The following is a 24,200-nucleotide window of genomic DNA, read 5'->3' on the forward strand; positions in this document are numbered from 1 at the left end:
GAGACCAACATGTCGATCCAGCGCAGGATTCTCGCTTTCCTTCTCGGCTGCCTCGTGGCCGCCGGTGCCGCGGCCCAGGGCACCTGGCCATCGAAGCCGATCACCATCATCGTGCCGTACGGCGCGGGCGGCACCAACGACATCATCGCGCGCATGGTGGCGGCCAGGCTCACCGCCGCGCTCGGCCAGAGCGTGGTGGTGGAGAACAAGCCCGGCGCCGGCGGCAACCTGGGCGCGCAGTTCGTCGCCCGCGCGCCGGCCGACGGCTACACGCTGCTCACCGCGCCGGTCAGCCTGCTGTCCATCAACAAGTGGGTCTACCCCAACCTGGGCTTCGATCCGGAGAAGGACCTCGCGCCCATCACCATGGTCGGCCGCGTGCCCAACGTGCTGCTGGTCAACCCGGCGGTACCGGCGGCCAACGTCGACGAGCTGGTGCGCTATGCCAAGGCCAACCCGAAGAAGCTGTCGTTCGCGTCCATGGGCTCGGGCACCAGCGGGCACCTGTCGGGCGAGATGTTCAAGATGCTCGCCAACGTCGACATGCAGCACATCCCGTACAAGGGCAGCGCGCCGGCGCTGAACGACTTGCTGGGCGGCCACGTGCAGATGATGTTCGACAACCTGCCCACGGCGCTGCCGCAGGTCAAGGCGGGCAAGCTGCGGGCGTTTGCCGTCACCAGCACGCGCCGCAATCCGCTGCTGCCCGACGTGCCGACCCTCGCGGAAGCCGGCGTCAGGGGCTTCGACGCCACCGCCTGGTTCGGCTTCGTCGCACCGGCCGCCACGCCGCCGGCCATCCTGGACCGCCTGAACACGGAGATCGTGAAGGCGCTGAACGAGCGCACCTTCCGCGCCGAACTGGTCGCGCAGGGCGTCGAGGTGGAAGGCAACACGCGTGCCGAGTTCGCCACGCTCATCGCCGACGAATCGCGCAAGTGGAAACAGGTCGTCGACCGCTCCGGTGCAAAGGCAGACTGAACATGAAACTGGAATTCCCGAACCTGCTGTACGAGAAGCAAGGCCGAGTCGCCACCATCACGCTCAATCGGCCGCACCGGCTGAACGCGCAGGACTACCCGAGCAAATGGGACCTGAAATCCGCGCTCACGCACGCCGCCTGCGACGACGAGGTGCGCGTGGTGGCGTTCCGCGGCAACGGGCGCGCGTTCTGCGCGGGCATCGACCTGAAGGAACTGTCGCAAGGCCACCTGGACGAGCGCAACTTCGCGCTCTGGGAAGAGTGCCTGCGCATCGTCGAGACGATGGACAAGATCGCGGTGGCGCTGTTGCACGGCCACGTGCTGGGCTCGGGCGTGCAGCTGGCCATCGCGTGCGACCTGCGCATCGCCACGCCCGGCACGCAGCTGGGCTTGCCCGCCGGCCGCGAAGGCTTGCTGCCGGGGCTGTCCGTGTGGCGCCTCGCGCGCTTCATCGGCCTGGGCCGCGCGCTGGACCTGGCGCTGGTGGGCGACTCCATCGACGGCGCCGAAGCGCAGCGCATCGGCCTGCTCACGGCGCTGGTGGACGAAGCGGACCGCGACGCGGGCTTCGCCCGCTGGATCGACCGCGCCGTCGGGTTGTCGTCCTACGGCACCCGCGCCACGAAGCGCGCCATGCGCGCGATGGTCGGCATGGACTACGACGAAGCCTTGCGCGAATACCTCGCGCACCAGCGCTCGGGCCTCGCTTCGGCCGACTTCGCCGAGGCGATGACCGCCTACCGCGAAGGCCGCATGCCGAGATGGAACTGAGATGGACCGCCTGACGCATTTCGATCCCGCTGAAGTCGCGGTGCCTTCCGGCCACTGGGTCGGCGGCCGCGAGCTGGACGACGGCGTGGCCGCGCTCGACGTCACGCGGCCTTCCGATGGCACCGTGCATGCCCGCGTGATGGAGGCGGGCGCCGGCGTCGTGCGCGCCGCCGTGGCGTCCGCGCTGGCCGGCCAGCAGGCCTGGGCGAAGCTGCGCCCGCGCGAACGCGCGCAGCGGATGCGCCGCTGGGCCGACCTGGTGGACCGCGACCGCGACCGCCTCGCGCGGCTGGAGGCGGTGGTGTCCTCGCGCTGCTTCCACGAGGCGCGCGGGGCCGACGTGCCCGCCGTCGCCGAGTGGCTGCGCTTCTACGCCGAATATGCCGACAAGCTGGAAGGCCAGGTGACCGCCAGCGGCGACGACCGCCTGTCGCTGGTGCTGCGTGAGCCGTACGGCGTGGTGGGCGTCATCACGCCGTGGAACTTCCCGCTGTTCCTGGCCACCTGGAAACTCGCGCCCGCCATCGCTGCCGGCAACGCGGTGGTGGTGAAGGCTTCCGAGCTCACGCCCTGGTCGGTGCAGGCGCTGGCGCAGCTGGCGACGGAAGCCGGCCTGCCCGACGGCGTCATCAACGTCGTGCACGGCACCGGCCCGGTCACCGGGCAGGCCCTGGTGAAAGACCCGGACGTCGCGTACGTCACCTTCACCGGCTCCACCGCGACGGGGGCGCGCATCATGGCCGACGCCGCGGCCGCGAACATCAAGCCGGTGGCGCTGGAACTGGGCGGCAAGAGCGCCACCGTGGTCCACGCCGATTGCGGCGAGCTGGACCTGGTCGCCGACCACGTCACCTGGAGCATCACTCGCAACGCGGGCCAGCTTTGCTACGCGGGCTCGCGCCTGGTGGTGGACGAACGCGTCGCCGACGACCTGCTGGCGAGGATCGCCTCGCGCATGCGGGAACTCGTGGCCGGCCCCACCTGGTCGCCCGGCACCTCCATGCCGCCCATCATCAGCGAGCGGCAGTGGCGCCGCATCGACGAGCTGGTGCGCCGCACGGTGGACGAGGGGGCCTCGCTCGTGTGCGGCGGCCAGCCCTCGCGCCAACAGGCCGGCTGCTACTACCCGGGCACGATCCTGGATCGCGTGCAGCCGGGCATGACCGGTCACCGCGAGGAAATCTTCGGCCCGGTGCTCGCGGTGCAGCGTTTCGGTGCACCCGAGGATGCGCTGAAGCTGGCCAACCACCCGGTGTACGGCCTCTCGGCCGCGGTGTTCACGCGCGACGTCAACACCGCGCTGCACGCGGCTCGCGGGCTGAAGGCGGGCACGGTGTGGGTCAACCGCTGGGGCCGCACGCCGGAAATGATGACCAGCCCTTTCGGCGGCTACGGCCAATCGGGGTTCGGCAAGGAATCGGGCCGCGCGGGCATCGAAAACTTCCTGCGCAGCAAATCGGTGTGGATCGACCTGGCCGACAAGGCCGAGATGTCGCAAGGAGGGCGTCGGTGACGAGCGAAGTGGATTGGGTGCGGGCCGCGTTCTCGCCCGCGTCGGTGGCCGTCATCGGCGCTTCCGACAACCCCGAGAAGATCGGCGGCCGGCCGATCAAGTACATGCGCGCCAACGGATTCGCGGGCCAGCTGTGGCCGGTGAATCCGCAACGGGACGAAGTGCAGGGTTTGCGTTGCTACCCGGATGTAGCGGCATTGCCCGCCGCGCCCGAGCTGGCGGTCATCGCCGTACCGGGTGAAGCGGCGGTGCAGGCGGTGGAAGCCTGCGCGCGCCGCGGCACGAAACTGGGCGTGGTGATTTCCTCGGGCTTCGCCGAAACCGGCGACGAGGGCCGCGCGGCGCAGCAGCGCATGGTCGACATCGCGCGTGCCCACGGCATGCGGCTGGTGGGGCCGAACACGCAAGGCACGGTGAACTTCGCCACCGGCACCATCGCCAGCTTCGCCACGCTGATCGGCGAAGTGCCGCCGCAAATCGGGCCCGTCGCCATCGTCAGCCAGAGCGGCGCGATGAGCGTGGTGCCTTACGCGTTCCTGCGCGCCGAAGGCATCGGCGTGCGGCACGCGCATGCGACGGGCAACGAGTGCGACCTCACCGTGGCGGACTTCGCCTGGGCCGTCGCCGGCGATCCCGAGGTGCGGCTGATCCTGCTGTACATCGAATCGGTGCCGGACCCCGATGCGCTGGCACGTGCGGCCGCCCGGGCGCGCGAGCGCGGCGTGCCCGTGCTCGCGCTCAAGGCCGGCGTGTCCGCGCGCGGGCAGGCCGCGGCGAGTTCCCACACGGGCGCCGTCGCCACCGAGGACAAGGTGCTCGACGCGTTCCTGCGGCAGAACGGCATCGTGCGTGTGCCGGACATGCGTTCGCTGGTGCGCGCGGCGCGGCTGTGGCTGCAGCCCGCGCGGCCGGCCGGCGCGCGTGTCGCGGCCATCAGCAACTCGGGCGCCTGCTGCGTCATGGCCGCCGACGCCGCCGAGCGGCATGGCCTGGTGATGCGGCCGTTCGAAGCGCCGGTGCAGCAGGCGCTGGCCGACGTGCTGCCCGACTTCGCCGCCTATGCCAATCCCGTGGACCTGACGGCGGCGCTGCTGAGCAACAGCGGCTTGTTCGGCCAGGTGCTGCCGGTGCTGGCGCAGGCCGACGCGGCGGACTCGTACTTCATCAGCCTGCCGATGTCCGGCAAGGGCTACGACGTGCCGCGTTTCGGGCAGGACGCGCGCGAATTCGCGGCACGGACCGGCCGGCCGGTGGTGATCGCCAGTCCGCTCGCGAGCACCCGCGCAGCATTCGAAGGCACCGGCTTGCCTTGCTTCGCGCACGACGAGGATGCGATGGCCGCGCTCGGTGAACTGGTGCGCGGCCACCAGGCAGCGCAGGAAGCGAACCGCCTGGCGCGGCTGGATGGCGCGGCCTCTCGCGTCGCCACCTTGCCGCGAGCTTCCGGCTTCCTGTCCGAGCACGACAGCCTGGCGCTCATGAAGGAAGCCGGCATCCGCACCGTGCCGCACCGGCTGTGCGCCACCGCGCAGGACTTGCACGCGGCGCTGCGCGAAGTGCCGGGCCCGTGGGCGATGAAGATCTGCTCCGCCCAGATCCCGCACAAGACCGAGTACGGCCTGGTCCGCCTCGGCGTGGCCAACGAGGCGCAGGCGCGCGACGCGTTCGAAACGCTGATGGCGCGTTGCCGCGAACAGGGCCTGCCGGCGGACGGCGTGCTGATCGCCTCCATGTGCAAGGGCCCGCGCGAAGTCGTGCTCGGCGCGCGCTGGGACGACCGCTTCGGCGCGGTCGTGATGGCCGGCGATGGCGGCAAGTACGTCGAGGCCATGCCGGACGTCGCCACCGTCGTGTGGCCGTTCGACGCCGCGCACCTGCGCGACCGGCTGCAGGAACTGCGCATGGCGCCGCTGTGGCAGGGCGTGCGCGGCGAAGCGCCGCTGCCGCTACACGCGCTCGCGCAGGCGGGGCAGGCGCTGGGCGCATGGCTGCATGCGCAACAGGGCCGAGTCGCTTCGGTGGACCTGAATCCGCTGGTCTCCACGCCGGACGGACAATGGGTGGCGCTGGACGCGCTGGTGGAACTGGCGCCCGGTGCTTGACCCAGGAGCAGCCATGGCCAAGGCAGTGCGCGCAAAGCCGCAGGAGCAGGACGAGGGCGAGGACGAAGACGGCGGCGAAGCCGGGCGCTCGCGCCACTTCATCAACGGGCTGGCCAAGGGCCTGGCCATCATCCAGGCCTTCAACGACGAGGCGCACGCGCTGACACTCGCCGAGGCGGCCGCGCGCACCGGCCTCACCCGCGCCGCGGCCCGCCGCATCCTGATGACGCTGGAAGACCTGGGCTTCGCGGCCCGCCACGGCGAGCGCCACTTCGTGCTCACGCCCAAGGTGCTGTCGCTGGGATATGCCTACCTGTCCTCGATGCCGCTGTGGGCCTTCGCGGAACCGGTGCTGGAGAACCTGGTGGAGGAACTGGGCGAAACCTGCGGCATCGCGGTGCTGGACGGCACCGAACTGGTCTACGTGCTGCGCATCCCGGTGCATCGCATCCTCTCGCAGGGCGTCACCATCGGCTCGCGCCTGCCGTTGCATTGCCACTCCTCCGGGCGTGTCCTGCTGTCCGGCCTGAACGCCACGCAGCTGGATGCGTACTTCGCGCACGCGAAGCTCAAGCCCTACACCCCGCGCACCATCACCGACGAGGCGAAGCTGCGCCGCCTGGTGGCCGACGCCGCGCAGAAGGGCCATGCCTGGGTGAGTGGCGAACTCGAGCAGCACATCAGCGGCCTGTCGGTGCCCATCTTCCAGCCGGACGGCAGCGTGCTGGCCGCGATGAACGTCAGCCTGAACCGCGAAAGCGTTTCCGAGGCGTCCATCGTCAAGCAGATGCTGCCTCGGCTGCGGCGCGCGGCCGAGCGGCTGAATTCGTCGCTGGTGATGGCCGGCGCGCCCAAGAGCCGCGTGGTGCGAATGGGCCGCGCGCAGCGGTTGCGCCGCACCACATGACGCTGCTGCAACCACTCCAGCTCCGGGGCCTGCTGCTCGGCAACCGCATCGCGGTGGCCGCGATGTCGCGCATGCAGGCGAACGACGATGGCAGCGTGTCGGAAGACATGCCCGCGTACTACGCGCGGTACGCCGCCGAGGGCGCCGGCCTGGTCATCACCGAAGCCATCGCCACCGACGACGTCGCGGCGCGCGCCTATTGGCGGCAGCCCTGCCTGTCGCGCGACTCGCATGTCGAAGGCTGGCGCCGCGTGGTGGACGCCGTGCACGAGGCAGGCGGCACGGTGTTCGCGCAGCTGCAGCATGGCGGCCGGCTGTGCGAGCCGGGGCTGAACCCATCGCACCTGGCCGCCAGCGAAGGCGCGGCATCGGGGTCGACCTGGCAGACCGGCATCCCCAACGCATCGGCGCGTGAAGCGACGCGGCAGGAGATCGACGCCATCGTCGAAGGCTTCGCCGCCGCAGCGGCACGCGCATGCGCGGCCGGCTTCGACGGCATCGAGCTGCATGGCGCGCGCGGCTACCTGCTCGACCAGTTCCTCAGCGCCAGCACCAACCGGCGCACCGACGCCTACGGCGGCGATCTGGCCGGCCGCCTGAAGCTGCCGCTGCGCGTCGTGCGCGCAGTGCGCGGCGCGGTCGGCCGCCTGCCGCTGTCGTGGAACTTCTCGCTCTACAAGATGGACGATGCCGCCTACCAGCCGCCGGGCGGGCGCGAAGAGGTGCAGGCGATCGCGCGCGAACTGGTCGCGGCCGGCGTGGACATCCTGCACGTCACCACGCGCAAGCTGGTGCGGGCCGAGCCCTGGGGCGAGCCGCTCGCGCTCACGCTCGCGAAGGCCGTGGGCGGCACGCCGGTGATCGGCAACGGCGGACTGAAGACGCTGGAAGATGCCGAAGCGGCGCTCGACAGCACGGGTTGCGGCATGGTCTCGCTGGCGCGCCCCTGGCTGGCGAATCCGGATTGGCTGCGCCGCAATCAGCGAGGTGAAGACGTGCTCGCCTACGAACCGGGGATGGAGCGGCGGCCGCTGCTCTAGGCAGGGCGCGCGGGAAAGTGGCGCGGCTGGCGGGGATCGAACCCACGACCCTTGGCTTCGGAGGCCAATACTCTATCCACTGAGCTACAGCCGCTCTCGCGAAGAGCACGGATTATCGCCCATCGGCGGCGCCCGGCCGCCGCCGGGCAGGAGGGCGGGGGACGCCCCTCTATAATCGAAGGTTGTTTTGACCAGCCCAGCGCAGAAAAGCCAGAGGACGCCATGAGCGACAGCACGCAGGAAGAAGCCCACACCGGCCCCATCAAGACGCCCAAGCAACTGCTGGTGACGGTGTTCCTCGCCTTCGTCGTGCCGGTGGCCATCATCATGGGCCTGGTCGCGTACGTTTCTTCCGAGAACAAGCCGGCCGGCACGACCCAGGCCGAGTCCTATGCCCTGGGCGGCGTCACGGAGCCCGACGTCGAGCGCGGCGTGGCCGAGCGCATCCGCAAGGTCGGCACCGTCGAGATCCGCGACGCCAACCGTCCGCTCAAGAGCGGCGAGGAAGTCTTCAAGGCCCAGTGCTCCGCCTGCCATGCCACCGGCGCGGCCGGTGCGCCCAAGTTCGGCGATGCCGGCGCCTGGGGCGATCGCATCAAGCAGGGTCTCGCCACCCTGGTCGAACACGCGCTGAAGGGCAAGGGCGCCATGCCCCCGCAAGGCGGCGGCGATTTCGACGACACCGAGATCGCGCGTGGCGTGGCGTACATGGCCAACGCCGCCGGCGCCAAGTTCGCCGAGCCGCAGCGCCCCGCTGCGCAGGCTGCCGCGGGTGGCGCCAGCGCCCCGGCCGTCGCGACGGCTGCCGCATCGGCTCCGGCTGCTGCGCCCGCTGCTGCCGCGCCGGCGGCCGCGCCCGCTGCCGCCGCCGCCGGCAACGGTGAAGCCCTCTACAAGCAAGCCTGCTTCGCCTGCCACGCCACCGGCGCCGCCAACGCGCCGAAGTTCGGCGACAAGGCCGCCTGGGCGCCGCGCATCGCTCAAGGCAAGGACAAGCTGTACGAGGCGGCCCTCAAGGGCAAGGGCGCCATGCCGCCCAAGGGCGGCACCAGCGCGCCGGATGCCGACGTCCGCGCCGCCGTCGACTACATCGTGAACGCGGCCAAGTAAGCCGCCTCGCCCCAGAAGAAAAAGCCGGTCAGCGACCGGCTTTTTTTTCGGCCGGGCTGGCGACGAAGCCGAAGCGCGCGGGCAGCGCGGCCGAGTCCACTTCTTCCGGCGACCAGCGGCCCTGTTCCACCAGGTCGGCGGCCGCGTGCATGTCCAGCGTGTGCACCAGGCCCAGCCCGCGGTCGGTGTCCAGGAACAGGCGGCCCTGCTCGTCCACCAGGCTTGCGCGCGGTCGCGCGGGCAGGCCGCTGTGCGTTTCGACTTCCCCGCCGGCGCCCACGCGCAGGACCCAGGGCGCTGCTTCCAGCTCCACGTACACGCGCTGCGGCCCGTTCTGGAAGTACCAGCAGCCGTCGGCGTCGTGCTCGTAGTTGCGGTGGATGAAGTCCACCAGCTTGGCGTGGCGCAGCAGAGCGCCGCGCGATCGCGGGAAGGGGCCGGCCGCTTGCACGCGGTCGTCGCGCATGTACCAGGCGCCGCGGGCGTCCAGGCCCAGCCAGCCGTAGCAGTGCGGCACGTTGGGCCACTTGGCCATCGCCTGCCGGACGATGTCATCCACCATCGCGCGATTATCCGGCGCACCAAAACAAAAGGGCGCCGGTGTGACCGGCGCCCTGGGAATGCATCGACGATGCCGCGGCAATCGTTGTGTGGTTTTGTTTTGTCTCCTCGGCCCCTCGCCTGCCGCGGACCTTGTCCGCATGCAAGTGCCGCGACTGTAGGGCCTCGCACCGCGGCAGTGCATCGGGAGTTACCCGCCTCGGTGCCTGCATGGTTGAGTTCGGTGCGCCGGCTCTGCTGGCATGCCTTATGCGTTGCGAGGTGCGTCGAAGTTCATGAGGAAGTCGTCATGCGGTGGTTGGAGGCAAGAAGCCGGTGCGTCATGGCGCTGGCACTCGCGGCGGCGACGGCTGGCGCATGGGCACAGATGCCCGCGCCCATCAACGTCCCATCGTTGGCCAGGCAGGACACGCTCAACGGCGCCGACACCGCGTGGATGCTCACCTCCACCGCGCTCGTGCTGCTCATGACCTTGCCCGGCGTCGCGCTGTTCTACGCGGGCATGGTCCGCCGCAAGAGCGTTCTCAACACCATGGCCAGCGTCGTCGCCATCGCCGCGCTGGTCAGCGTCCTCTGGTTCGCGGCCGGCTACTCGCTCGCCTTCACGCCCAACCACCCCTGGATCGGCAACGGCAGCCGCCTGTGGTTCGCCGGCATGGACTACGCCAAGGACGCGGGCAAGGTGATGGTCAGCCACGTCGCGCCCAACGTGCCCGAGTCGGTGTACGCGATGTTCCAGCTCACGTTCGCGGTGATCACCGCCGCGCTCGTGGTCGGCTCGATCGTCGAGCGCATGAAGTTCTCGGCCCTGCTCCTCTTCATGGGCCTGTGGTCGCTGTTCGTCTATTCGCCGATCGCGCACTGGGTGTGGGAGCCCGGCGGCTGGCTGGCGCAACTCGGTGCGCTGGACTTCGCGGGCGGCTCGGTGGTGCACATCAACGCCGGCGTCGCGGGCCTGGTCTGCGCGTACTTCGTCGGCCCGCGCCGCGGCTACGGCCGCGAGCCTTTCGAGCCGTACAGCCTGGCACTCACCATGACGGGCGCGGGCCTGCTGTGGGTCGGCTGGTTCGGTTTCAACGCGGGGTCGGCGGTCGCGGCGGATGGCCGTGCGGGGCTCGCGATGGCGGTGACGCACATCGCGGCGGCCGCGGGTGCGCTGGCCTGGATGTTCTCGGAGTGGGTGATGCGTGGCCGTCCTTCGCTGCTCGGGCTGTGCTCCGGCGTGGTCGCGGGGCTGGTGGCCATCACGCCCGCGGCCGGCTTCGTCACGCCGCCCTCCGCGCTGCTGATCGGCGGCATCGCGGGCGTCGCCTGCTACTGGGGCGCGACGGGCCTGAAGCGCCTGCTGGGCGCCGACGATTCGCTCGACGTGTTCGGCGTGCACGGCATCGGCGGCATCGTCGGTTCGCTGCTCACCGGCGTGCTGGCCAGCAAGACCGTCTCCGGCGTGCAAGGCAACCTGGGCACGCAAGCCATCGGCGTCGGCGCGGTGCTGCTGTACAGCGTGCTCGCCACCGCTTTCCTGTTGCTGCTGACCCAGTGGCTGGTGGGCCTGCGCGTCGACGAGCACGGCGAGCAGACGGGCCTGGACATCGCGCAGCACCGCGAGCGGCTGGGCGGCTGAATACCCTGACGACGAGATCCATCGATTGCGGAGGTGTGGAGATGCTGGCCAGCGAGAAAGTTGCGATTGCCGCCCACCTGCACGTGCTGCTGCGTCGCAAGACCGGCCGCGTGACCGACACGGAGTGGATGGCGCAGAACGCGGAATACGCCGCCGAGATCGTGCGCTTCTCGCGCGTGAAGGCGCAGGAAGAAAAGGCGCCCGAGCTGGCCGAATGGGCCGCCAAGCTGGAGCTGGCTCTGGCCCAGCCCACCGATGGCGCGACCCGCCCGCTGGTGCAGGCCGCGGTGCAGGCGTTGAAGCAGCGGCCGGCCGGTGAGCCGGGGCCCGATTCGGTCAGCCCTGCTTCCGGCTTCGCCGATTCTCTGCTGGAGTCTTCACGCGGGCCGGCGCCCGCGCCGGCCACGTCGCGCTACGTCGGCGGCATCCGCTGATCGCGCTGCGATAATGCCGCGGCCCCGGCGCCTCGCCGGGATCGACCGCGGCGCCCGGCGCCGTCCCGCCGTTGCCCGCTTCCCGCATCACCGTCGCCGTCCTGCTCGCCTGCGCCAGTGCGGGCACGTGGGCGCAGCCATCGCCCTGGTCGTACGAAGTGACCGGGTCCGTCCTGCACCGCCGGCTGGTCGAGCGCACCGCCACGGGCGGCACGCTGCTCACCGAGACGGGGCCTCTCGCACGCGTGCAGCTGCAAGCCACGCATCCGCTGCCCGGCGATGGTGCGTTCGCGGTGCGTGGTGAGCTGGCCGGAGGCGATCTCGATTACGACGGCCGCACGCAAGCCGGTGCGCCGCTGCGCACCACCACGCGGCACGTCGAGGGCGGCGCCAGCTTCCTGGTGCGGCCGCATGCACCGGCGCCGTGGGGCGAGCTGTGGGCCGGCGCGGGCTGGCAGCGGCAGTACCGCGGCATCCGCGGCACGGCTGTCGCCGGCGGCCTGGCGGAAACCGCCGACGCCGTGTGGCTGGTGCTGCGCTGGCGCAGCCCCGAGTGGCAGGGCCCCGCGGGCTGGTGGATCCGGGCCGAGCCGGAAGTGCGCGCGAGCCTGGCGCACAACCTCAAGGTGGATTTCCACGGCGTGCTGGATACCACTTCGCTGGAAGCCGGTCAGCAGCGCGCGATCGTGCTGCGGCTGGTGGCCACGGCGCCGGACTCGCCGTGGTCGTGGGGCCTGGAATGGCGGCGCCTGTCGCAGGCTGCCAGCCTGCCCGTGCCGGTCTCGCTGCGCGGCGTGCCGGTGCCCGGCACCACGCTGTTCCAGCCGAAGCTGTCGACCCGCGACCTGGGCCTGACGCTCACGCGCCGCTTCTAGCGGCGTCCTGCAGCACCCACTCGGCGGCCTTCTCGGCCATCATCAGCGTCGGCGAGTTGGTGTTGCCGCTGGTGATGGTGGGCATCGCGCCCGCATCCACCACGCGCAACCCGGAGACGCCCCGCACGCGCAGGCGCGAATCGAGCACCGCCATCGGGTCGTCGTCGCGGCCCATCTTCGTCGTGCCCACCGGGTGGAAGATGGTGGTGGCGATGTCGCCGGCCAGCCGCGCCAGTTCCTCGTCGCTCTGGTACTGCACGCCGGGCCGCCACTCCTGCGGCTGGTACTTCGCCAGCGCGGGCTGCGCGCAGATGCGGCGCGTGAGGCGCAGCGAATCGGCCGCCACCTGCCGGTCTTCCGGCGTGCTCAGGTAGTTCGGCGCGATGGCGGGGGCTTCGTCGAACTTCGGCGAGCGGATGCGCACGAAGCCGCGGCTGGTGGGGTTCAGGTTGCAGACGCTGGCGGTGAAGGCATTGAACGAATGCAGCGGGTCGCCGAACGCGTCCAGGCTGAGCGGCTGCACGTGGTACTCCACGTTCGGCCACGCATGCTCCGGCGAGCTGCGCGTGAACGCGCCCAGCTGCGAGGGCGCCATGCTCATCGGCCCGCTGCGCGTCAGCAGGTATTGCAGGCCGATGCGCGCCTTGCCATGCCAGCTGTTGGCCAGCGTGTTGAGCGTCTGCACGCCCTGCACCTTGAACACCGCGCGGATCTGCAGGTGGTCCTGCAGGTTCTCGCCCACGCCGGGCAGGTCGTGCACCACGTCCACGCCGTGCCGGCGCAGCAAGTCCGCGGGACCGATGCCCGACAGCTGCAGCAGCTGGGGTGATCCGATGCTGCCCGCGCACAGCAGCACTTCGCGCGTGGCCTGCACGCTGGCCATCTCGTGCCCGGTCCACACTTCCAGGCCGGTGCAGCGTCGCGTGCCGTTCGCACCGCGCTCCACGCGCAGGCGCTTGACGTGCGCGTTGGTCCACATCTCGAAGTTCGGCCGGCCGTAGCAGGTGGGCCGCAGGAAAGCCTTGGCCGTGTTCCAGCGCCAGCCGTTGCGCTGGTTCACCTGGAAGTAGCCCACGCCTTCGTTGTTGCCGCGGTTGAAGTCTTCGGTGTGCGGCACGCCCGCTTCCTGCGCGGCTTTCGCGAAAGCGTCCAGCACGTCCCAGCGCAGCCGCTGGCGTTCCACGCGCCATTCGCCGCCCGCGCCGTGCAGTTCGTCGGCGCCCTGGTAGTAGTCCTCGTGCTTCTTGAAGTAGGGCAGGCAGTTGTCCCAGCGCCAGCCGGCGTCGCCCGTCATCTGCGCCCAGCCGTCGTAGTCGCGCGACTGGCCGCGCATGTAGATCATGCCGTTGATGCTGGAGCAGCCGCCCAGCGTCTTGCCGCGCGGGTAGCGCAGGGCGCGGCCGTTGAGGCCTGCGTCGGGCTCGGTGCTGTACAGCCAGTCGGTGCGCGGGTTGCCGATGCAGTACAGGTAGCCCACCGGGATGTGGATCCAGTGGTAGTCGTCCTTGCGGCCCGCTTCGATCAGCAGCACCCGGTTGGCCGGGTCCTTCGACAGCCGGTTGGCGAGCAGGCAGCCCGCCGTGCCGGCGCCGATGATCACGTAGTCGAACGTGGTGTCGCTCATGTCTCCTCCAGGCGCGGCGTCTGGGCGCCGCTGCCGCGGTGTCAGTTGGCGGTCGGCATGACGAACTCGGCGCCCTTGCCGATCGATTCGGGCCAGCGCTGCATGATCGACTTCTGCTTCGTGTAGAACCGCACGCCTTCCTCGCCGTACGCGTGCATGTCGCCGAACAGGCTCTTCTTCCAGCCGCCGAAGCCATGCCAGGCCATCGGCACCGGGATCGGCACGTTGACGCCGACCATGCCCACCTGCACGCGGCGCGAGAACTCGCGCGCGGTGTTGCCGTCGCGGGTGAACAGCGACACGCCGTTGCCGTACTCGTGCGAGTTGATCAGCGCGGTGGCTTCCGCCAGGTCCTTCACGCGCACGCAGCCCAGCACGGGACCGAAGATCTCTTCCTTGTAGATCTTCATGTCCGGCGTGACGTTGTCGAACAGCGTGCCGCCCACCCAGAAACCGTTGTCGCAGCCCGCGCCGGCCATCGCGCCCTTGAAGCCGCGGCCGTCGACGACCAGCTTCGCGCCTTCCTGCGCGCCGGTGCCGATGTAGCCGGTGATGCGGTCGGCCGCGGCGCGGCTGACGATGGGGCCCATCTCCGCGTCCGACTCGACGCCGTTCTTCACCTTCAGCTGCTTCGTGCGCTCGGCCAGCATCGGCATGATCCTGTCTGCGGCGTCGCCCACCAGCACGCCCAGCGAGATGGCCATGCAGCGCTCGCCGGCCGAACCGAAAGCGGAGCCGATCAGCGCGTCCACTGCCTGGTCCATGTCGGCATCGGGCATCACCACCATGTGGTTCTTGGCCCCGCCCAACGCCTGCACTCGCTTGCCATGCCGCGCGCCCGTCTCGTAGATCTTCTGCGCGACCGCGGTGGAGCCGACGAAGGACACGGCCTTCACGTCCGGGTGCTCCAGCAGCGCGTCCACGGATTCCTTGTCGCCCTGCACCACGTTGAAGATGCCGTCGGGCAGGCCGGCTTCCTTCAGAAGGCGCGCCATCAGGATCGACGCCGTCGGGTCCAGCGGGCTGGGCTTGAGGATGAAAGCATTACCCGCGGCGATGGCCACCGGGTACATCCACATCGGCACCATGCACGGGAAGTTGAAGGGCGTGATGCCGGCCACCACGCCCAGCGGCTGGCGCATCGTCCAGTTGTCGATGCCGGTGGACACCTGGTCGGTGTACTGGCCCTTGAGCAGCTGCGGGATGCCGCAGGCGAATTCCACGATGTCGATGCCGCGGGTGACTTCGCCCTGCGCGTCGGACAGCACCTTGCCGTGCTCGGCGGTGATGGCGGCGGCCAGCTCGTCGCGGTGCTGGTTCAGCAGTTCCAGGAACTTGAACATCACACGGGCGCGGCGGATCGGCGGCGTCTCGGCCCACTTCGGGAAGGCGGCCTGCGCGCTGGCCACGGCCTTGGCCACCTCGGCGTTGCTGGCCAGGGCCACCTTGCCGGTGACCTTGCCGCTGGCGGGATTGAAGACGTCGGCCGTGCGGCCGCTCTGGCCGGGGACGACCTTGCCGTCGATCCAGTGGTCGATGGAAGCGACGGTGCCTGCGGCGCGGGTGGAATCGGGTGCGTTCATGATCGGGGGTCTTGCAGGAGGCTCGAGGGCCGCCAGTCTACGGCGCGCCACACCCCCGCGCCACCGCTGGCCGGGATCGAGGCTTCCGGGCAGGCATGCCGTTAGCATTGCAACTTCTTACAACTCCACCATGCAGGAACCCACTCTTCCCCGCATCGAGACCGGCTCCGGGGAGGGCGGCCCTGTCAAGGTGCTGGGCCAGTGGACCGCGGCGCAGTTCGCGCGGCCGGGCCTGCTGGCGCAAGTGCGCGGCCAGCTGTCCGCGGCGGGTGGCGGCCAGGCGGCCTGGGATTTGCGCGGCGTCGAGCAGCTCGACCACGTCGGCGCGCAACTGCTGTGGGACCAATGGGGCCAGAAGCGCCCGGACCACCTGGACCTCCTGCCGGCGCAGAAAACCGTGCTGGAGCGGGTGGAGCAGTTCACGACTCCGCAGCCGCCGCGCCGGCGCCTAAGCTGGCGCCGCCAGTACCTGGCGCTGGGCGAAGTGGTGCTGGAGAAGACGCTCGCGGTGCGCGAGTTCGTGCGGCTGGCCGGCCAACTGCTGCTGGACGTGTTCCGGCTGGGGCGCGCGCCGCACGAAGGCCCGTGGCGCGACTTCTCGGGCCACCTGTACCACATCGGCGCCACGGCGCTGCCCATCACGGCGCTGGTCGGCTTCCTCATCGGCGTGGTGCTGGCCTACCTCACCGCCAAGCAACTGCGCCAGTTCGGCGCCGATTCGTACATCGTCAACATCCTGGGCGTGGCGCTGATCCGCGAGCTGGGGCCGATGCTGGCGGCCATCCTGGTGGCGGGCCGGTCGGGTTCGTCGATCACCGCGCAGATCGGCGTCATGCGCGTCACCGATGAGCTGGACGCCATGAGCGTGATGGGCATCTCGCACAGCTTCCGCCTGGTGTTGCCGCGCGCCATGGCGCTGGCGTTCGCCATGCCGCTGGTGAGCATCTGGACCACGCTCTGCGCGCTGGCGGGCGGCATGCTGGCGGCCGACGCCTCGCTGGGCATCACGCCCACGTTCTTCCTCAACGCGCTGCCCAGCGCGGTGCAGATCGGCAACCTGGTTCTGGCCACCTCCAAGTCCATGGTGTTCGGCGTGCTCATCGCGCTGATCGGCTGCCACTACGGCCTGGCCGTGGAGCCGAACACGCAGTCGCTGGGCCAGGGCACGACGGCTTCGGTGGTGAGCTCCATCACCGTGGTGATCCTGGTGGACGCGCTGTTCGCCATCGCCTTCCAGGAGGTCGGTTTCTGATGGCCGCGCGCCAGATGGCCGCGCCGCTGCTGCCCGCGCCGGGCACGCCGATGGTGGAGATCCGCGGGCTGCGCACCGAGTTCGAATTGCCCGGGCGCAAGTTCGTGGTGCACGACCACCTGGACTTCAGCGTGCAGCGCGGCGAGGTCGTGTCGCTGGTGGGCGGCTCGGGCACCGGCAAGACCGTGCTGCTGCGGCAGATCCTGGGACTGGAACGTCCCGCCGCGGGACGCATCGACGTGCTGGGAAGGCCGGTGGCGGAACTCGGCCAGCGCGGCGCGGCCAGCCGCGTGGGCATGCTGTTCCAGCATGGCGCGCTGTTCTCCGCCTTCACCGTGCTGGAGAACATCGCGTTCCCGCTGATGGAACTGCGCACCCTGCCCAAGGCGCTGATCTACGAAGCGGCGATGGTGAAGCTGCAGATGGTGGGCCTGAAGCCGGAGGACGGCGCCAAGATGCCGTCCGACCTGTCCGGCGGCATGATCAAGCGGGTGGCGCTGGCGCGCGCGCTGATCATGGACCCGCCGCTGCTGCTGCTGGACGAGCCCACCGCGGGCCTGGACCCGGAAAGCTCCGACGGCTTCGTGACCCTGCTGCGCGCGCTGCACCGCGACCTGGCGCTGACGGTGATCATGGTCACGCATGACCTGGACACGCTGTTCGAGCTGTCCACCCGCATCGCGGTGCTGGCCGAGCGCCGCATCATCATGACCGGCCCACCCAAACAGGTCATCGCGTTCCAGCATCCCTTTGTGCATGATTTCTTCCTCGGGCCGCGCGGCCAGCGGGCGATGGAACTGCTGCGCGAATACCCGTTCGCGGTCTGAAAGGCCCAAGGAGTACCGATGGAAAACAAAGCCCATGCCCTCGCCGCCGGCGTGTTCGTGGTCGTGGTCACCGGCCTGCTTCTCCTGCTGGGCGCGTGGCTCACCCGCGATTCGGGCGCGCACGACGCCTACGAGATCTCCACGCGCGAAGCGGTCACCGGCCTGCAGGCGCAGGCGCCGGTGCGCTACCGCGGCGTGGACGTGGGCAAGGTCACGAGCATCGGCTTCGACCCCAAGGCGCAAGGCAACGTGCTGGTGCGCCTGGACGTGGCCCGCGGCACGCCCGTCACCAGCGACACCTTCGCCACGCTGTCGTTCCAGGGCGTGACCGGCCTGGCCTTCGTGCAGCTGGACGACACCGGCAAGCCGGCGCAGAAGCTGCAGCCCAACGACGAGGCGCCGCCGCGCATCCCGCTCAAGCCGGGCCTGCTGCAGAAGCTGGCCTCGCGCGGCGAGGTCATCCTGGACCAGGTGGAGCAGATCACCACGAAGGTGAACACGCTGCTGTCCGATCCCAACCAGAAGAAGATCACCGGCGCCGTCGAGAGCGTCTCGGAGGCCGCGGCCAGCGTCACCAAGCTGGCGAACAACCTGGACGCGACGCTCACCGCGCAGTTCGGCCCGCAGCGGGTGGACATCCCCTCGCTGGTCAAGCGCACCGATTCCGCGCTGGCTTCGCTGCGCGACACGTCGGACGAGGCGCGCAAGACCATCGCGCGGCTGAACTCGAAAGGCGGCCCGATGGACCGGCTGGCCGAAGGCACCGAATCGCTGTCGCATGCGGCCGATGCCTTCAACGCCGCCACGCTGCCGCGCGTGAACAAGGTGACCGAAGAGACTTCGCGCGCGGTGCGGCAGCTCAGCCGCACCGTCAACGGCATCAACGACAACCCGCAAGCCCTGATCTTCGGCACCGGCCGCATCGATCCGGGACCGGGCGAGGAAGGCTTCACGGCGCCTGGAGGGAAACGATGAACCGCCCACTCATGGCCGCCGCGGCGGCGCTCGCGCTGGCCGCGCTCGCCGGCTGCGCCAACCTGATCGACAAGCCGCAGCGCCCCGCGCTGTTCGACATGGGACCGTTGCCGCATCTCACCACCCGCGTGGAACGGCCGGCGCCATACTTCGCGCTGGTGCTGCCGGAGATCGAGGCGTCGGGCGCGCTGGAAGGCTCGGCCGTGCTGTACCGCCTGGGCTACACCGACGATTACCAGCTGCGCGCGTATTCGCAGTCGCGCTGGAGCGCGCCGCCGCCGCAACTGGTGCGCCAGCGGCTGCGCCAGCAACTGGGCCGCGAGCGGCCGGTGCTGAACCTGGACGAGAGCGCCACGCTGGTACGCGACGACAGCCGGCCGCTGTACATCTTGCGCATGGAGCTGGAGGAATTCGCGCACGTGTTCGACAGCCCGGACCGCAGCCGCGGCGTGCTGCGCCTGCGCGCCACGCTGTTCCGCAGCACCGCTTCGGGCGAGCAGCTGCTGGACCAGCGCAGCATCGCGGTGCAGGGCAACGCGCCGACGCCCGATGCGTCGGGCGGCGTGCGTGCGCTGACCGAGGCCACCGACGCCGCGGCCGCCGACATCGGCCAGTGGCTGCAGCAGGCGAGGGCCGCGGCCCGATGAACGACAGGGCTGCCGCTGTCAACGGCGCCGCGCAGCTGGTCGACGGCGTGGCGCCGCGCCGCTCGGTGCGCGAGGAGCTGGAGGCCGCGGGGCTGGAAGTGGTCGGCCCGTGCGAACGCCTCTCGGCGCGCCGCGACCTGTTGCGGGAATCGGTGTTCCTGCAGGACTTCACGCCGGAAGAGGCCGACGTTCTGGGCGAAGCCATGGTGCAGATCCGCGCCCGCGCCGGGCAGGTGCTGATCGCCGAAGACGATGCCAGCGACTGGATGCTGCTGCTGCTGTCCGGCACGGTGGACGTGGGCAAGCGCAAGGTGGACGCGGAATACAACCCCGATGGCGACTTGAACGAAACCACGACGCGGCTGGCGGTGCTGCGCGCCGGCGCCGCGCTGGGCGAGATGTCGATGCTGGATGGCGAGCCGCGCTACGCCAGCTGCTGGGCGCTGAGCGACGTCGAAGCGGCCGTGCTCACGCGCGGCGCGGTGGCGAAGCTGATCACCGACAACCCCGCCGTCGGCGCCAAGGTGCTGGTGAAGCTGACGCAGCTGCTGGCCCAGCGCCTTCGCAACACCAGCAACCAGCTGATCCGCCACCTGGCGGACAAGGCCCCGCGGGCTAGTGGCCCAGGGCCGGAAACAGTTTGAGCAGGCCGACGGCCATCACTTCCACGGCCAGCGCGGCGAGGATCAGGCCCATCAGCCGCGTCATCACGCTGATGCCTGTCTTGCCCAGCACGCGCGCGATGGGCTCGGCCAGCGCGAAGCAGATCGCCGTCGCCAGCCCGATCACCACGCCGTAGCCCACCAGCACCGACAGCTGCCAGAACGTCTTGGCGCGCTCGGCGTAGATCACCACCGTGGAGATGGTGGCGGGGCCTGTGAGCAGCGGGATGGTGAGCGGCACCACCGCGATGCTGGCACCCATCGCCGCCTTCTGCGCGCCGTCTTCCAGGTCGTGCGTCGCCGGCTTGGCTTCCGCCGGCCGCGCGTTCAGCATGTTCAGCGAGCTGACCAGCAGCAGCATGCCGCCGCCCACCTGGAAGCTGGCCAGCGAGATGCCGAAGAACTCCAGCACCTGCAGGCCGAGCAGCGCGCTGATGGCGATGACCATGAACGCGGTGAACGACGAAGTGATCACCGTCTCGCGCCGCTGCCGCGCCGAGAAGCCTTCGGTGTAGTGGATGAAGAAGGGAACGATGGCCAGTGGGTTCACCACCGCCAGCAGCGTGATCAGCGGCTTGAAGTCCATGCGCTCAGGCCGCCGGCTGCGCCGGCGTGCGGCGGCGGAACATGCCATAGCCTTCCATGTGCAGTACCTGCTCGCCGCGCTGGTTGAACATCTCCCACACCGAGCGCACCAGCCCCAGGTCGGGCTTGCTGTTCAGCGGCCGCGATTCCAGCGTGCGGTGGCGCAGCGTGAGCGTGTCGCCGGGGTACACCGGCTTGAGCCACTTCACGTTCTCCAGCCCCGGCGAGCCCATGCTGCTGGACTCGCGCAGGAAGTTGTCGACCGTCAGCCGCATGGCCATCGCGCACGTGTGCCAGCCGCTCGCGCACAGCGCGCCGAACACCGAGTGCCGCGCTGCTTCCTCGTCCAGGTGGAACGGCTGCGGATCGAACTTGGTGGCGAAGTCGACGATCTCTTCGCGCGTCGGGGTGATCGTGCCCAGCTCGCGCACGCTGCCCGGTTGCAGGTCTTCCCAATACCAGCGGATCGCCATCACCGTCCTCCCGACACGTCGACCAGGCTCATGGTCGTGTAGCTGGCTTCCGGCGACATCAGCCACAGGATCGCCTGCGCCACTTCCTCGGCGGTGCCGCCGCGCGCCATGGGCACCTGGTGCGCGAGCTTCTGCACGCGATCGGGGATGCCGCCGGACGCGTGGATCTCGGTTTCGATCAGGCCGGGCCGCACCGCGTTGACGCGGATCCCCTCGGCCGCGACCTCCTTGGCCAGGCCGACGGTGAAAGCGTCGATGGCGCCCTTGGCCGCGGCGTAGTCCACGTATTGGCCCGGGGCGCCCAGGCGCGAAGCCGCGCTGGACAGGTTGACGATGGCGCCGCCGGGTCCGCCGCGCTTCGTACTCATGCGGCGGACGGCTTCGCGCGCGCAGAGGATGGAGCCGATGACGTTGATGCCGAACATGCGCTGCAGGCGCTCGCCGCTCATGTCCTCGACGCGCTGGGCCTGGTCTACCACGCCGGCGTTGTTCACCAGGTCGGTCACGCGGCCGAGCTGCGCGTCCACCGCCTCGAACATGCGCATGACCTGCGCTTCGTCGGCCACGTCGGCCTGGACCGCGATGGCGCGGCGCCCCGCCGCGCGCACCGCCTGCACCACCTCATCCGCTGCGGAAGCGTTCGAGGCGTAGTTCACCGCGACCGACCAGCCGCGCTGCGCGGCCAGTTTCGCGGTTGCCGCACCGATGCCGCGGCTGCCGCCCGTGACCAGGACCACCCGTTCCAATTGCCGACTCCTGCGCACTGATAACGGCGGCTACGATACAACACGCCCTTCTCAGGGCACCAGGAGACGGGATTGGCCGCGGCCATCGACTACTACTTCGCCACGCAAAGCCCGTGGGCTTTCCTCGGTCACGAGCGCTTCGTGCGCATCGCGCGCGAAGCGGGCGCCAAGGTGAGCGTGCGGCCGGTGGACTTCGGCCGCATCTTTCCCGCCAGCGGCGGGCTGCCCCTGGGCAAGCGGGCGCCGCAGCGCCAGGCCTACCGACTGGTGGAACTGCGCCGCTTCTCCGACCACTTGGGCGTGACGATGAACGTGCAGCCGCGCTTCTTCCCCGTCAACGGCGACGACGCCTCGCGGCTGATCCTTGCTGTGGCGCAAGCCGACGGCGACGAGGCGGCGCTGCGCCTGGCCGGCGCGGTGTCGTCTGCGCTGTGGCAGCAGGAGCGCGATATCGCCAGTGCCGAGACACTGGCGCAACTGCTCTCCGAGAACGGCCTCGCGGCCGAGCGCCTGGCGCAGTCGCGCGAGGCGGCCGCGCAGCAGCGCTACGACGAATACACCGCCGCCGCCCTCGAGGCGGGCGTCTTCGGCGCCCCCAGCTACGTCGTGGACGGCGAGATTTTCTGGGGCCAGGACCGCCTGGATTTCCTGCAACGCAAGCTTTCCGAACCGAAAGGAGACTGACATGGGCGCCTTCACCGACCTCCAAGCCGCCGACGGCTTCAGCTTTCCCGCCTACGTGGCGCAGCCCGCGGGCGCGCCGCGCGGCGCCATCGTGGTGCTGCAGGAAATCTTCGGCGTCAACTCGCACATCCGCTCGGTGGCCGACGGTTACGCGAAGGACGGCTTCCTGGCTGTCGCGCCCGCCACGTTCCACCGCGTGAAGCCGGGCGTGGAGCTGGGGTACTCGCAAGACGACATGGGTGCCGGCCAGGCGCTGAAGGCGCAGGTGGAAAGCCTGCCCGCGCCCGGCGTGCTGCAGGACATCCAGGCAGCGATCAGGCACGCCGCGCAAGGCGGCAAGGTGGGCATCGTCGGCTACTGCTGGGGCGGCCTCTTGTCCTGGCGTTCGGCGTGCACGCTCGACGGCCTGTCCGCCGCGGTGACTTATTACGGCGGCGGGATGACCACGCCGGAGGAGGCCGCGCGCAAGCCCAAGGTGCCGGTGATGTCGCACTTCGGCGAGAAGGACCACTGGATCTCCATGGAATCGGTGAAGGCGTTCGAGAAGGCGCACCCGGAGGTCGAGGTGCACGTCTACGCCGCCGACCACGGCTTCAACTGCGACCAGCGCGGCTCCTACGACGCATCGGCCGCCAGGACGGCGCGCGAGCGCTCGCTGTACTTCTTCACCAAGCACCTGGCGTGAAGGCGCCGCTCGCGCGCTTCGTCGCCGCTGCGACGCTCGGGCTGGCGGCGTGCGCGGCGCTGGCCGCCGACTACGCCGGCCCGCTGTTCGACGCGCACCTGCACTACAACGTCGAGGCGTACGACGGCCCGCATCCGCTGGACGACGTGCTGGCGCGCATGAAGCGCAACGGCGTGCGCGCCATCGTCGCCAACTCGCGGCCCAACGACGGCACGCACAAGCTGGCCGCGTCGCCGCAGACCCAGGCGGCGGGCGTGACGGTGGTGCCGTTCGTGCGCCTCTACCGCAACCGCGACGATTACAACAACTGGTTCCGCGATCCCGGCATCTACACGATGGTGCAGTCGGAACTGGCGAAAGGAACCGCCGCGGGACCTTTCCGCGGCATCGGCGAATTCCACCTGTACGACAGCGCCAACGCGAACGGACCCGTGGCGAAGCAGCTGATGCAGCTGGCCGAGGAGAAACAGCTCGCGGTGCTGGCGCACGTGGACGACGCGGCCATCGACCTGCTGATGGCCAACACGCCGTCGCGTGGGCAGAAGGCGCGCGTGATCTGGGCGCACACTGGCATCGGCGGGACGCCCGTGGCGCGTGTGGACCAGCTGATGGCGCGCTATCCGCTCCTGATGGGCGAGTTGTCGTACCGGCCGGGTCTGACCTGCGAGGACGGGCAGTTGTGCCCCGAATGGCGCACGCTGCTGCTGAAGTACCCCGGCCGCTTCGTGATCGGCTCCGACACCTGGGTCGTCCAGCGCTGGCAGTACTACGACGAGCTGATGAAGGGCTACCGCGCCTGGCTGGGCGGCCTGCCGCCGGACGTGGCGCAGCGCATCGCGTGGGGCAACGCCGCAGGCCTGTTCGGAGTGTCGCCACCATGATCGAACTGCACTACTACCCCAGCACCGCGGCCATGGTCCCGCACATCCTGCTGGAAGAAATCGGCGTGCCGTACCGGCGTGTGCTGGTCGATCGTGCGGTGGACGCGCACAAGCGGCCTGAGTACCTGCGCCTGAACCCGAACGGCCTGCTGCCGGTGCTGGCCGACGGTGACCTCGTGCTGTACGAAACGGCGGCCATCACGCTGCATCTGGCCGATCACCACCCGCAGGCGCGGCTTGCGCCCGCGCTGGGCAGCACCGCGCGCAGCCACTTCTACAAGTGGCTGATGTGGCTGACCAACACGCTGCAGGCCACGCTGATCCTGTACTTCTATCCGGAGCGCTGGGTGGACGAAGGGCACGAGGCGGCCGCGAAAGAGATCCAGCGCCATGCGCGCGCGAAGGCGACGGCGCTGCTGCAGCAAGTGGAAAAGGAGCTGGTGCGCAATGCCGGCCCGTGGTTCATGGGCGAGCACTACACCGCGCTCGACGCGTACCTCTTCACGCTGTGCCGCTGGACGCGCAATTTCCCCGAAGGCCGCGCGCGCGACCGCGAACGGCTGGGCGCCTACCTGCAGCGCATGCTGGACCGGCCCGCCGTGCAGCGCGTGCTGGCGGCCGAAGGGTTGAAGCCGCCCTACGTCTGAGCGAGCGGC

Annotated in this window: 25 protein-coding genes and 1 tRNA gene; 19 read left to right on the forward strand and 7 right to left on the reverse strand. The window is 70.3% G+C overall.

Features of this window, described 5'->3' with window-relative positions; genetic code table 11:
- Positions 1 to 9: 9 nt before the first annotated feature.
- Genes EZ216_RS20335 through EZ216_RS20360 form a run of 6 tightly spaced genes read left to right on the forward strand, consistent with a single transcriptional unit; the run spans position 10 to position 7,316 of the window.
- Positions 10 to 981, forward strand: coding sequence for a Bug family tripartite tricarboxylate transporter substrate binding protein (locus tag EZ216_RS20335; protein ID WP_135251632.1), 972 nt, complete (start codon positions 10 to 12; stop codon positions 979 to 981).
- Positions 982 to 983: 2 nt separating this feature from the next.
- Complete coding sequence (locus EZ216_RS20340) at positions 984 to 1,754, forward strand: enoyl-CoA hydratase/isomerase family protein (protein WP_135251633.1); 771 nt, start codon at positions 984 to 986, stop codon at positions 1,752 to 1,754.
- A gap of 1 nt (position 1,755) precedes the next feature.
- Entirely contained in the window at positions 1,756 to 3,267 is a 1,512-nt protein-coding gene (locus tag EZ216_RS20345) for an aldehyde dehydrogenase family protein (protein WP_135251634.1), read from the forward strand.
- On the forward strand, positions 3,264 to 5,369 hold the full coding sequence (locus tag EZ216_RS20350; protein WP_205959725.1) for an acetate--CoA ligase family protein: 2,106 nt from the start codon (positions 3,264 to 3,266) through the stop codon (positions 5,367 to 5,369). Before EZ216_RS20345 ends, EZ216_RS20350 begins: the two co-directional genes overlap by 4 nt.
- A gap of 13 nt (positions 5,370 to 5,382) precedes the next feature.
- Positions 5,383 to 6,276 carry an IclR family transcriptional regulator domain-containing protein gene (locus EZ216_RS20355; RefSeq protein ID WP_135251635.1) on the forward strand — a complete coding sequence of 298 codons (894 nt, stop codon included), beginning with the start codon at positions 5,383 to 5,385 and terminating at the stop codon, positions 6,274 to 6,276.
- Positions 6,273 to 7,316, forward strand: a complete 1,044-nt coding sequence (locus EZ216_RS20360; protein WP_135251636.1) for an NADH:flavin oxidoreductase — start codon at positions 6,273 to 6,275, stop codon at positions 7,314 to 7,316. Before EZ216_RS20355 ends, EZ216_RS20360 begins: the two co-directional genes overlap by 4 nt.
- An 18-nt stretch (positions 7,317 to 7,334) precedes the next feature.
- Here the strand turns inward: EZ216_RS20360 and EZ216_RS20365 are convergent.
- A tRNA-Arg gene (locus tag EZ216_RS20365) sits at positions 7,335 to 7,410 on the reverse strand.
- Between the two features lie 128 nt (positions 7,411 to 7,538).
- Between EZ216_RS20365 and EZ216_RS20370 the strand changes: the two genes are divergently transcribed.
- Positions 7,539 to 8,426: a c-type cytochrome gene (locus EZ216_RS20370; RefSeq protein WP_135251637.1), complete on the forward strand. Its 888-nt coding sequence runs from the start codon at positions 7,539 to 7,541 to the stop codon at positions 8,424 to 8,426.
- A gap of 28 nt (positions 8,427 to 8,454) precedes the next feature.
- Here the strand turns inward: EZ216_RS20370 and EZ216_RS20375 are convergent, their stop codons facing one another.
- Positions 8,455 to 8,985 carry a DUF2946 family protein gene (locus EZ216_RS20375; RefSeq protein WP_135251638.1) on the reverse strand — a complete coding sequence of 177 codons (531 nt, stop codon included), beginning with the start codon at positions 8,983 to 8,985 and terminating at the stop codon, positions 8,455 to 8,457.
- A 324-nt stretch (positions 8,986 to 9,309) separates the two neighbouring features.
- Here EZ216_RS20375 and EZ216_RS20380 point away from each other — a divergent pair, with 324 nt between their 5' ends.
- From EZ216_RS20380 to EZ216_RS20390, 3 genes are all read left to right on the forward strand, one after another.
- Positions 9,310 to 10,611: an ammonium transporter gene (locus EZ216_RS20380; RefSeq protein ID WP_439126750.1), complete on the forward strand. Its 1,302-nt coding sequence runs from the start codon at positions 9,310 to 9,312 to the stop codon at positions 10,609 to 10,611.
- A gap of 41 nt (positions 10,612 to 10,652) precedes the next feature.
- A complete protein-coding gene (locus tag EZ216_RS20385) occupies positions 10,653 to 11,045 on the forward strand; it encodes a hypothetical protein (protein ID WP_135251640.1) in 393 nt (130 codons plus the stop codon).
- Between the two features lie 71 nt (positions 11,046 to 11,116).
- Positions 11,117 to 11,920 (forward strand): hypothetical protein, encoded by an 804-nt coding sequence (locus EZ216_RS20390; RefSeq protein WP_135251641.1) that lies wholly within the window; start codon positions 11,117 to 11,119, stop codon positions 11,918 to 11,920.
- Here EZ216_RS20390 and EZ216_RS20395 read toward each other — a convergent pair.
- The gene (locus EZ216_RS20395; protein WP_135251642.1) at positions 11,904 to 13,544 is read right to left on the reverse strand and encodes a GMC family oxidoreductase; all 1,641 of its coding nucleotides are present in this window, start codon (positions 13,542 to 13,544) and stop codon (positions 11,904 to 11,906) included. The genes EZ216_RS20390 and EZ216_RS20395 overlap by 17 nt on opposite strands.
- Before the next feature lie 41 nt (positions 13,545 to 13,585).
- Positions 13,586 to 15,127, reverse strand: coding sequence for a CoA-acylating methylmalonate-semialdehyde dehydrogenase (locus EZ216_RS20400; RefSeq protein ID WP_135251643.1), 1,542 nt, complete (start codon positions 15,125 to 15,127; stop codon positions 13,586 to 13,588).
- Positions 15,128 to 15,257: 130 nt separating this feature from the next.
- On the opposite strand from EZ216_RS20400, the gene EZ216_RS20405 reads away from it, so the two are divergent.
- From EZ216_RS20405 to EZ216_RS20425, 5 genes are read left to right on the forward strand one after another with little or no spacing between them, the layout of a single operon-like run.
- Positions 15,258 to 16,379 (forward strand): MlaE family ABC transporter permease, encoded by a 1,122-nt coding sequence (locus EZ216_RS20405; RefSeq protein WP_135251644.1) that lies wholly within the window; start codon positions 15,258 to 15,260, stop codon positions 16,377 to 16,379.
- Entirely contained in the window at positions 16,379 to 17,206 is an 828-nt protein-coding gene (locus EZ216_RS20410) for an ABC transporter ATP-binding protein (RefSeq protein ID WP_239024463.1), read from the forward strand. Before EZ216_RS20405 ends, EZ216_RS20410 begins: the two co-directional genes overlap by 1 nt.
- 18 nt (positions 17,207 to 17,224) lie before the next feature.
- Positions 17,225 to 18,181: an MlaD family protein gene (locus tag EZ216_RS20415; protein WP_135251645.1), complete on the forward strand. Its 957-nt coding sequence runs from the start codon at positions 17,225 to 17,227 to the stop codon at positions 18,179 to 18,181.
- Positions 18,178 to 18,828 carry an ABC-type transport auxiliary lipoprotein family protein gene (locus EZ216_RS20420; RefSeq protein ID WP_135251646.1) on the forward strand — a complete coding sequence of 217 codons (651 nt, stop codon included), beginning with the start codon at positions 18,178 to 18,180 and terminating at the stop codon, positions 18,826 to 18,828. The genes EZ216_RS20415 and EZ216_RS20420 overlap by 4 nt, the downstream gene beginning before the upstream one ends.
- A complete protein-coding gene (locus EZ216_RS20425; RefSeq protein ID WP_135251647.1) occupies positions 18,825 to 19,472 on the forward strand; it encodes a Crp/Fnr family transcriptional regulator in 648 nt (215 codons plus the stop codon). The genes EZ216_RS20420 and EZ216_RS20425 overlap by 4 nt, the downstream gene beginning before the upstream one ends.
- On the opposite strand, the gene EZ216_RS20430 is transcribed toward EZ216_RS20425, so the two are convergent.
- Genes EZ216_RS20430 through EZ216_RS20440 form a run of 3 tightly spaced genes read right to left on the reverse strand, consistent with a single transcriptional unit; the run spans position 19,444 to position 21,294 of the window.
- Complete coding sequence (locus EZ216_RS20430) at positions 19,444 to 20,076, reverse strand: MarC family protein (protein WP_135251648.1); 633 nt, start codon at positions 20,074 to 20,076, stop codon at positions 19,444 to 19,446. The two genes, EZ216_RS20425 and EZ216_RS20430, sit on opposite strands and share 29 nt — an antisense overlap.
- A gap of 4 nt (positions 20,077 to 20,080) precedes the next feature.
- On the reverse strand, positions 20,081 to 20,548 hold the full coding sequence (locus tag EZ216_RS20435; protein ID WP_135251649.1) for a MaoC family dehydratase: 468 nt from the start codon (positions 20,546 to 20,548) through the stop codon (positions 20,081 to 20,083).
- Positions 20,548 to 21,294, reverse strand: a complete 747-nt coding sequence (locus EZ216_RS20440; protein WP_135251650.1) for an SDR family oxidoreductase — start codon at positions 21,292 to 21,294, stop codon at positions 20,548 to 20,550. The genes EZ216_RS20435 and EZ216_RS20440 overlap by 1 nt, the downstream gene beginning before the upstream one ends.
- Positions 21,295 to 21,366: 72 nt before the next feature.
- Between EZ216_RS20440 and EZ216_RS20445 the strand changes: the two genes are divergently transcribed.
- Genes EZ216_RS20445 through EZ216_RS20460 form a run of 4 tightly spaced genes read left to right on the forward strand, consistent with a single transcriptional unit; the run spans position 21,367 to position 24,191 of the window.
- The gene (locus EZ216_RS20445) at positions 21,367 to 21,978 is read left to right on the forward strand and encodes a 2-hydroxychromene-2-carboxylate isomerase (protein WP_135251651.1); all 612 of its coding nucleotides are present in this window, start codon (positions 21,367 to 21,369) and stop codon (positions 21,976 to 21,978) included.
- A gap of 1 nt (position 21,979) precedes the next feature.
- Positions 21,980 to 22,663 carry a dienelactone hydrolase family protein gene (locus EZ216_RS20450; RefSeq protein ID WP_135251652.1) on the forward strand — a complete coding sequence of 228 codons (684 nt, stop codon included), beginning with the start codon at positions 21,980 to 21,982 and terminating at the stop codon, positions 22,661 to 22,663.
- Positions 22,660 to 23,544 carry an amidohydrolase gene (locus tag EZ216_RS20455; RefSeq protein ID WP_135251653.1) on the forward strand — a complete coding sequence of 295 codons (885 nt, stop codon included), beginning with the start codon at positions 22,660 to 22,662 and terminating at the stop codon, positions 23,542 to 23,544. The genes EZ216_RS20450 and EZ216_RS20455 overlap by 4 nt, the downstream gene beginning before the upstream one ends.
- Positions 23,541 to 24,191, forward strand: coding sequence for a glutathione S-transferase family protein (locus EZ216_RS20460; RefSeq protein ID WP_135251654.1), 651 nt, complete (start codon positions 23,541 to 23,543; stop codon positions 24,189 to 24,191). Before EZ216_RS20455 ends, EZ216_RS20460 begins: the two co-directional genes overlap by 4 nt.
- The last annotated feature ends 9 nt before the right edge of the window (positions 24,192 to 24,200 follow it).

Source organism: Ramlibacter humi (assembly GCF_004681975.1).
Taxonomy (GTDB): domain Bacteria; phylum Pseudomonadota; class Gammaproteobacteria; order Burkholderiales; family Burkholderiaceae_C; genus Ramlibacter; species Ramlibacter humi.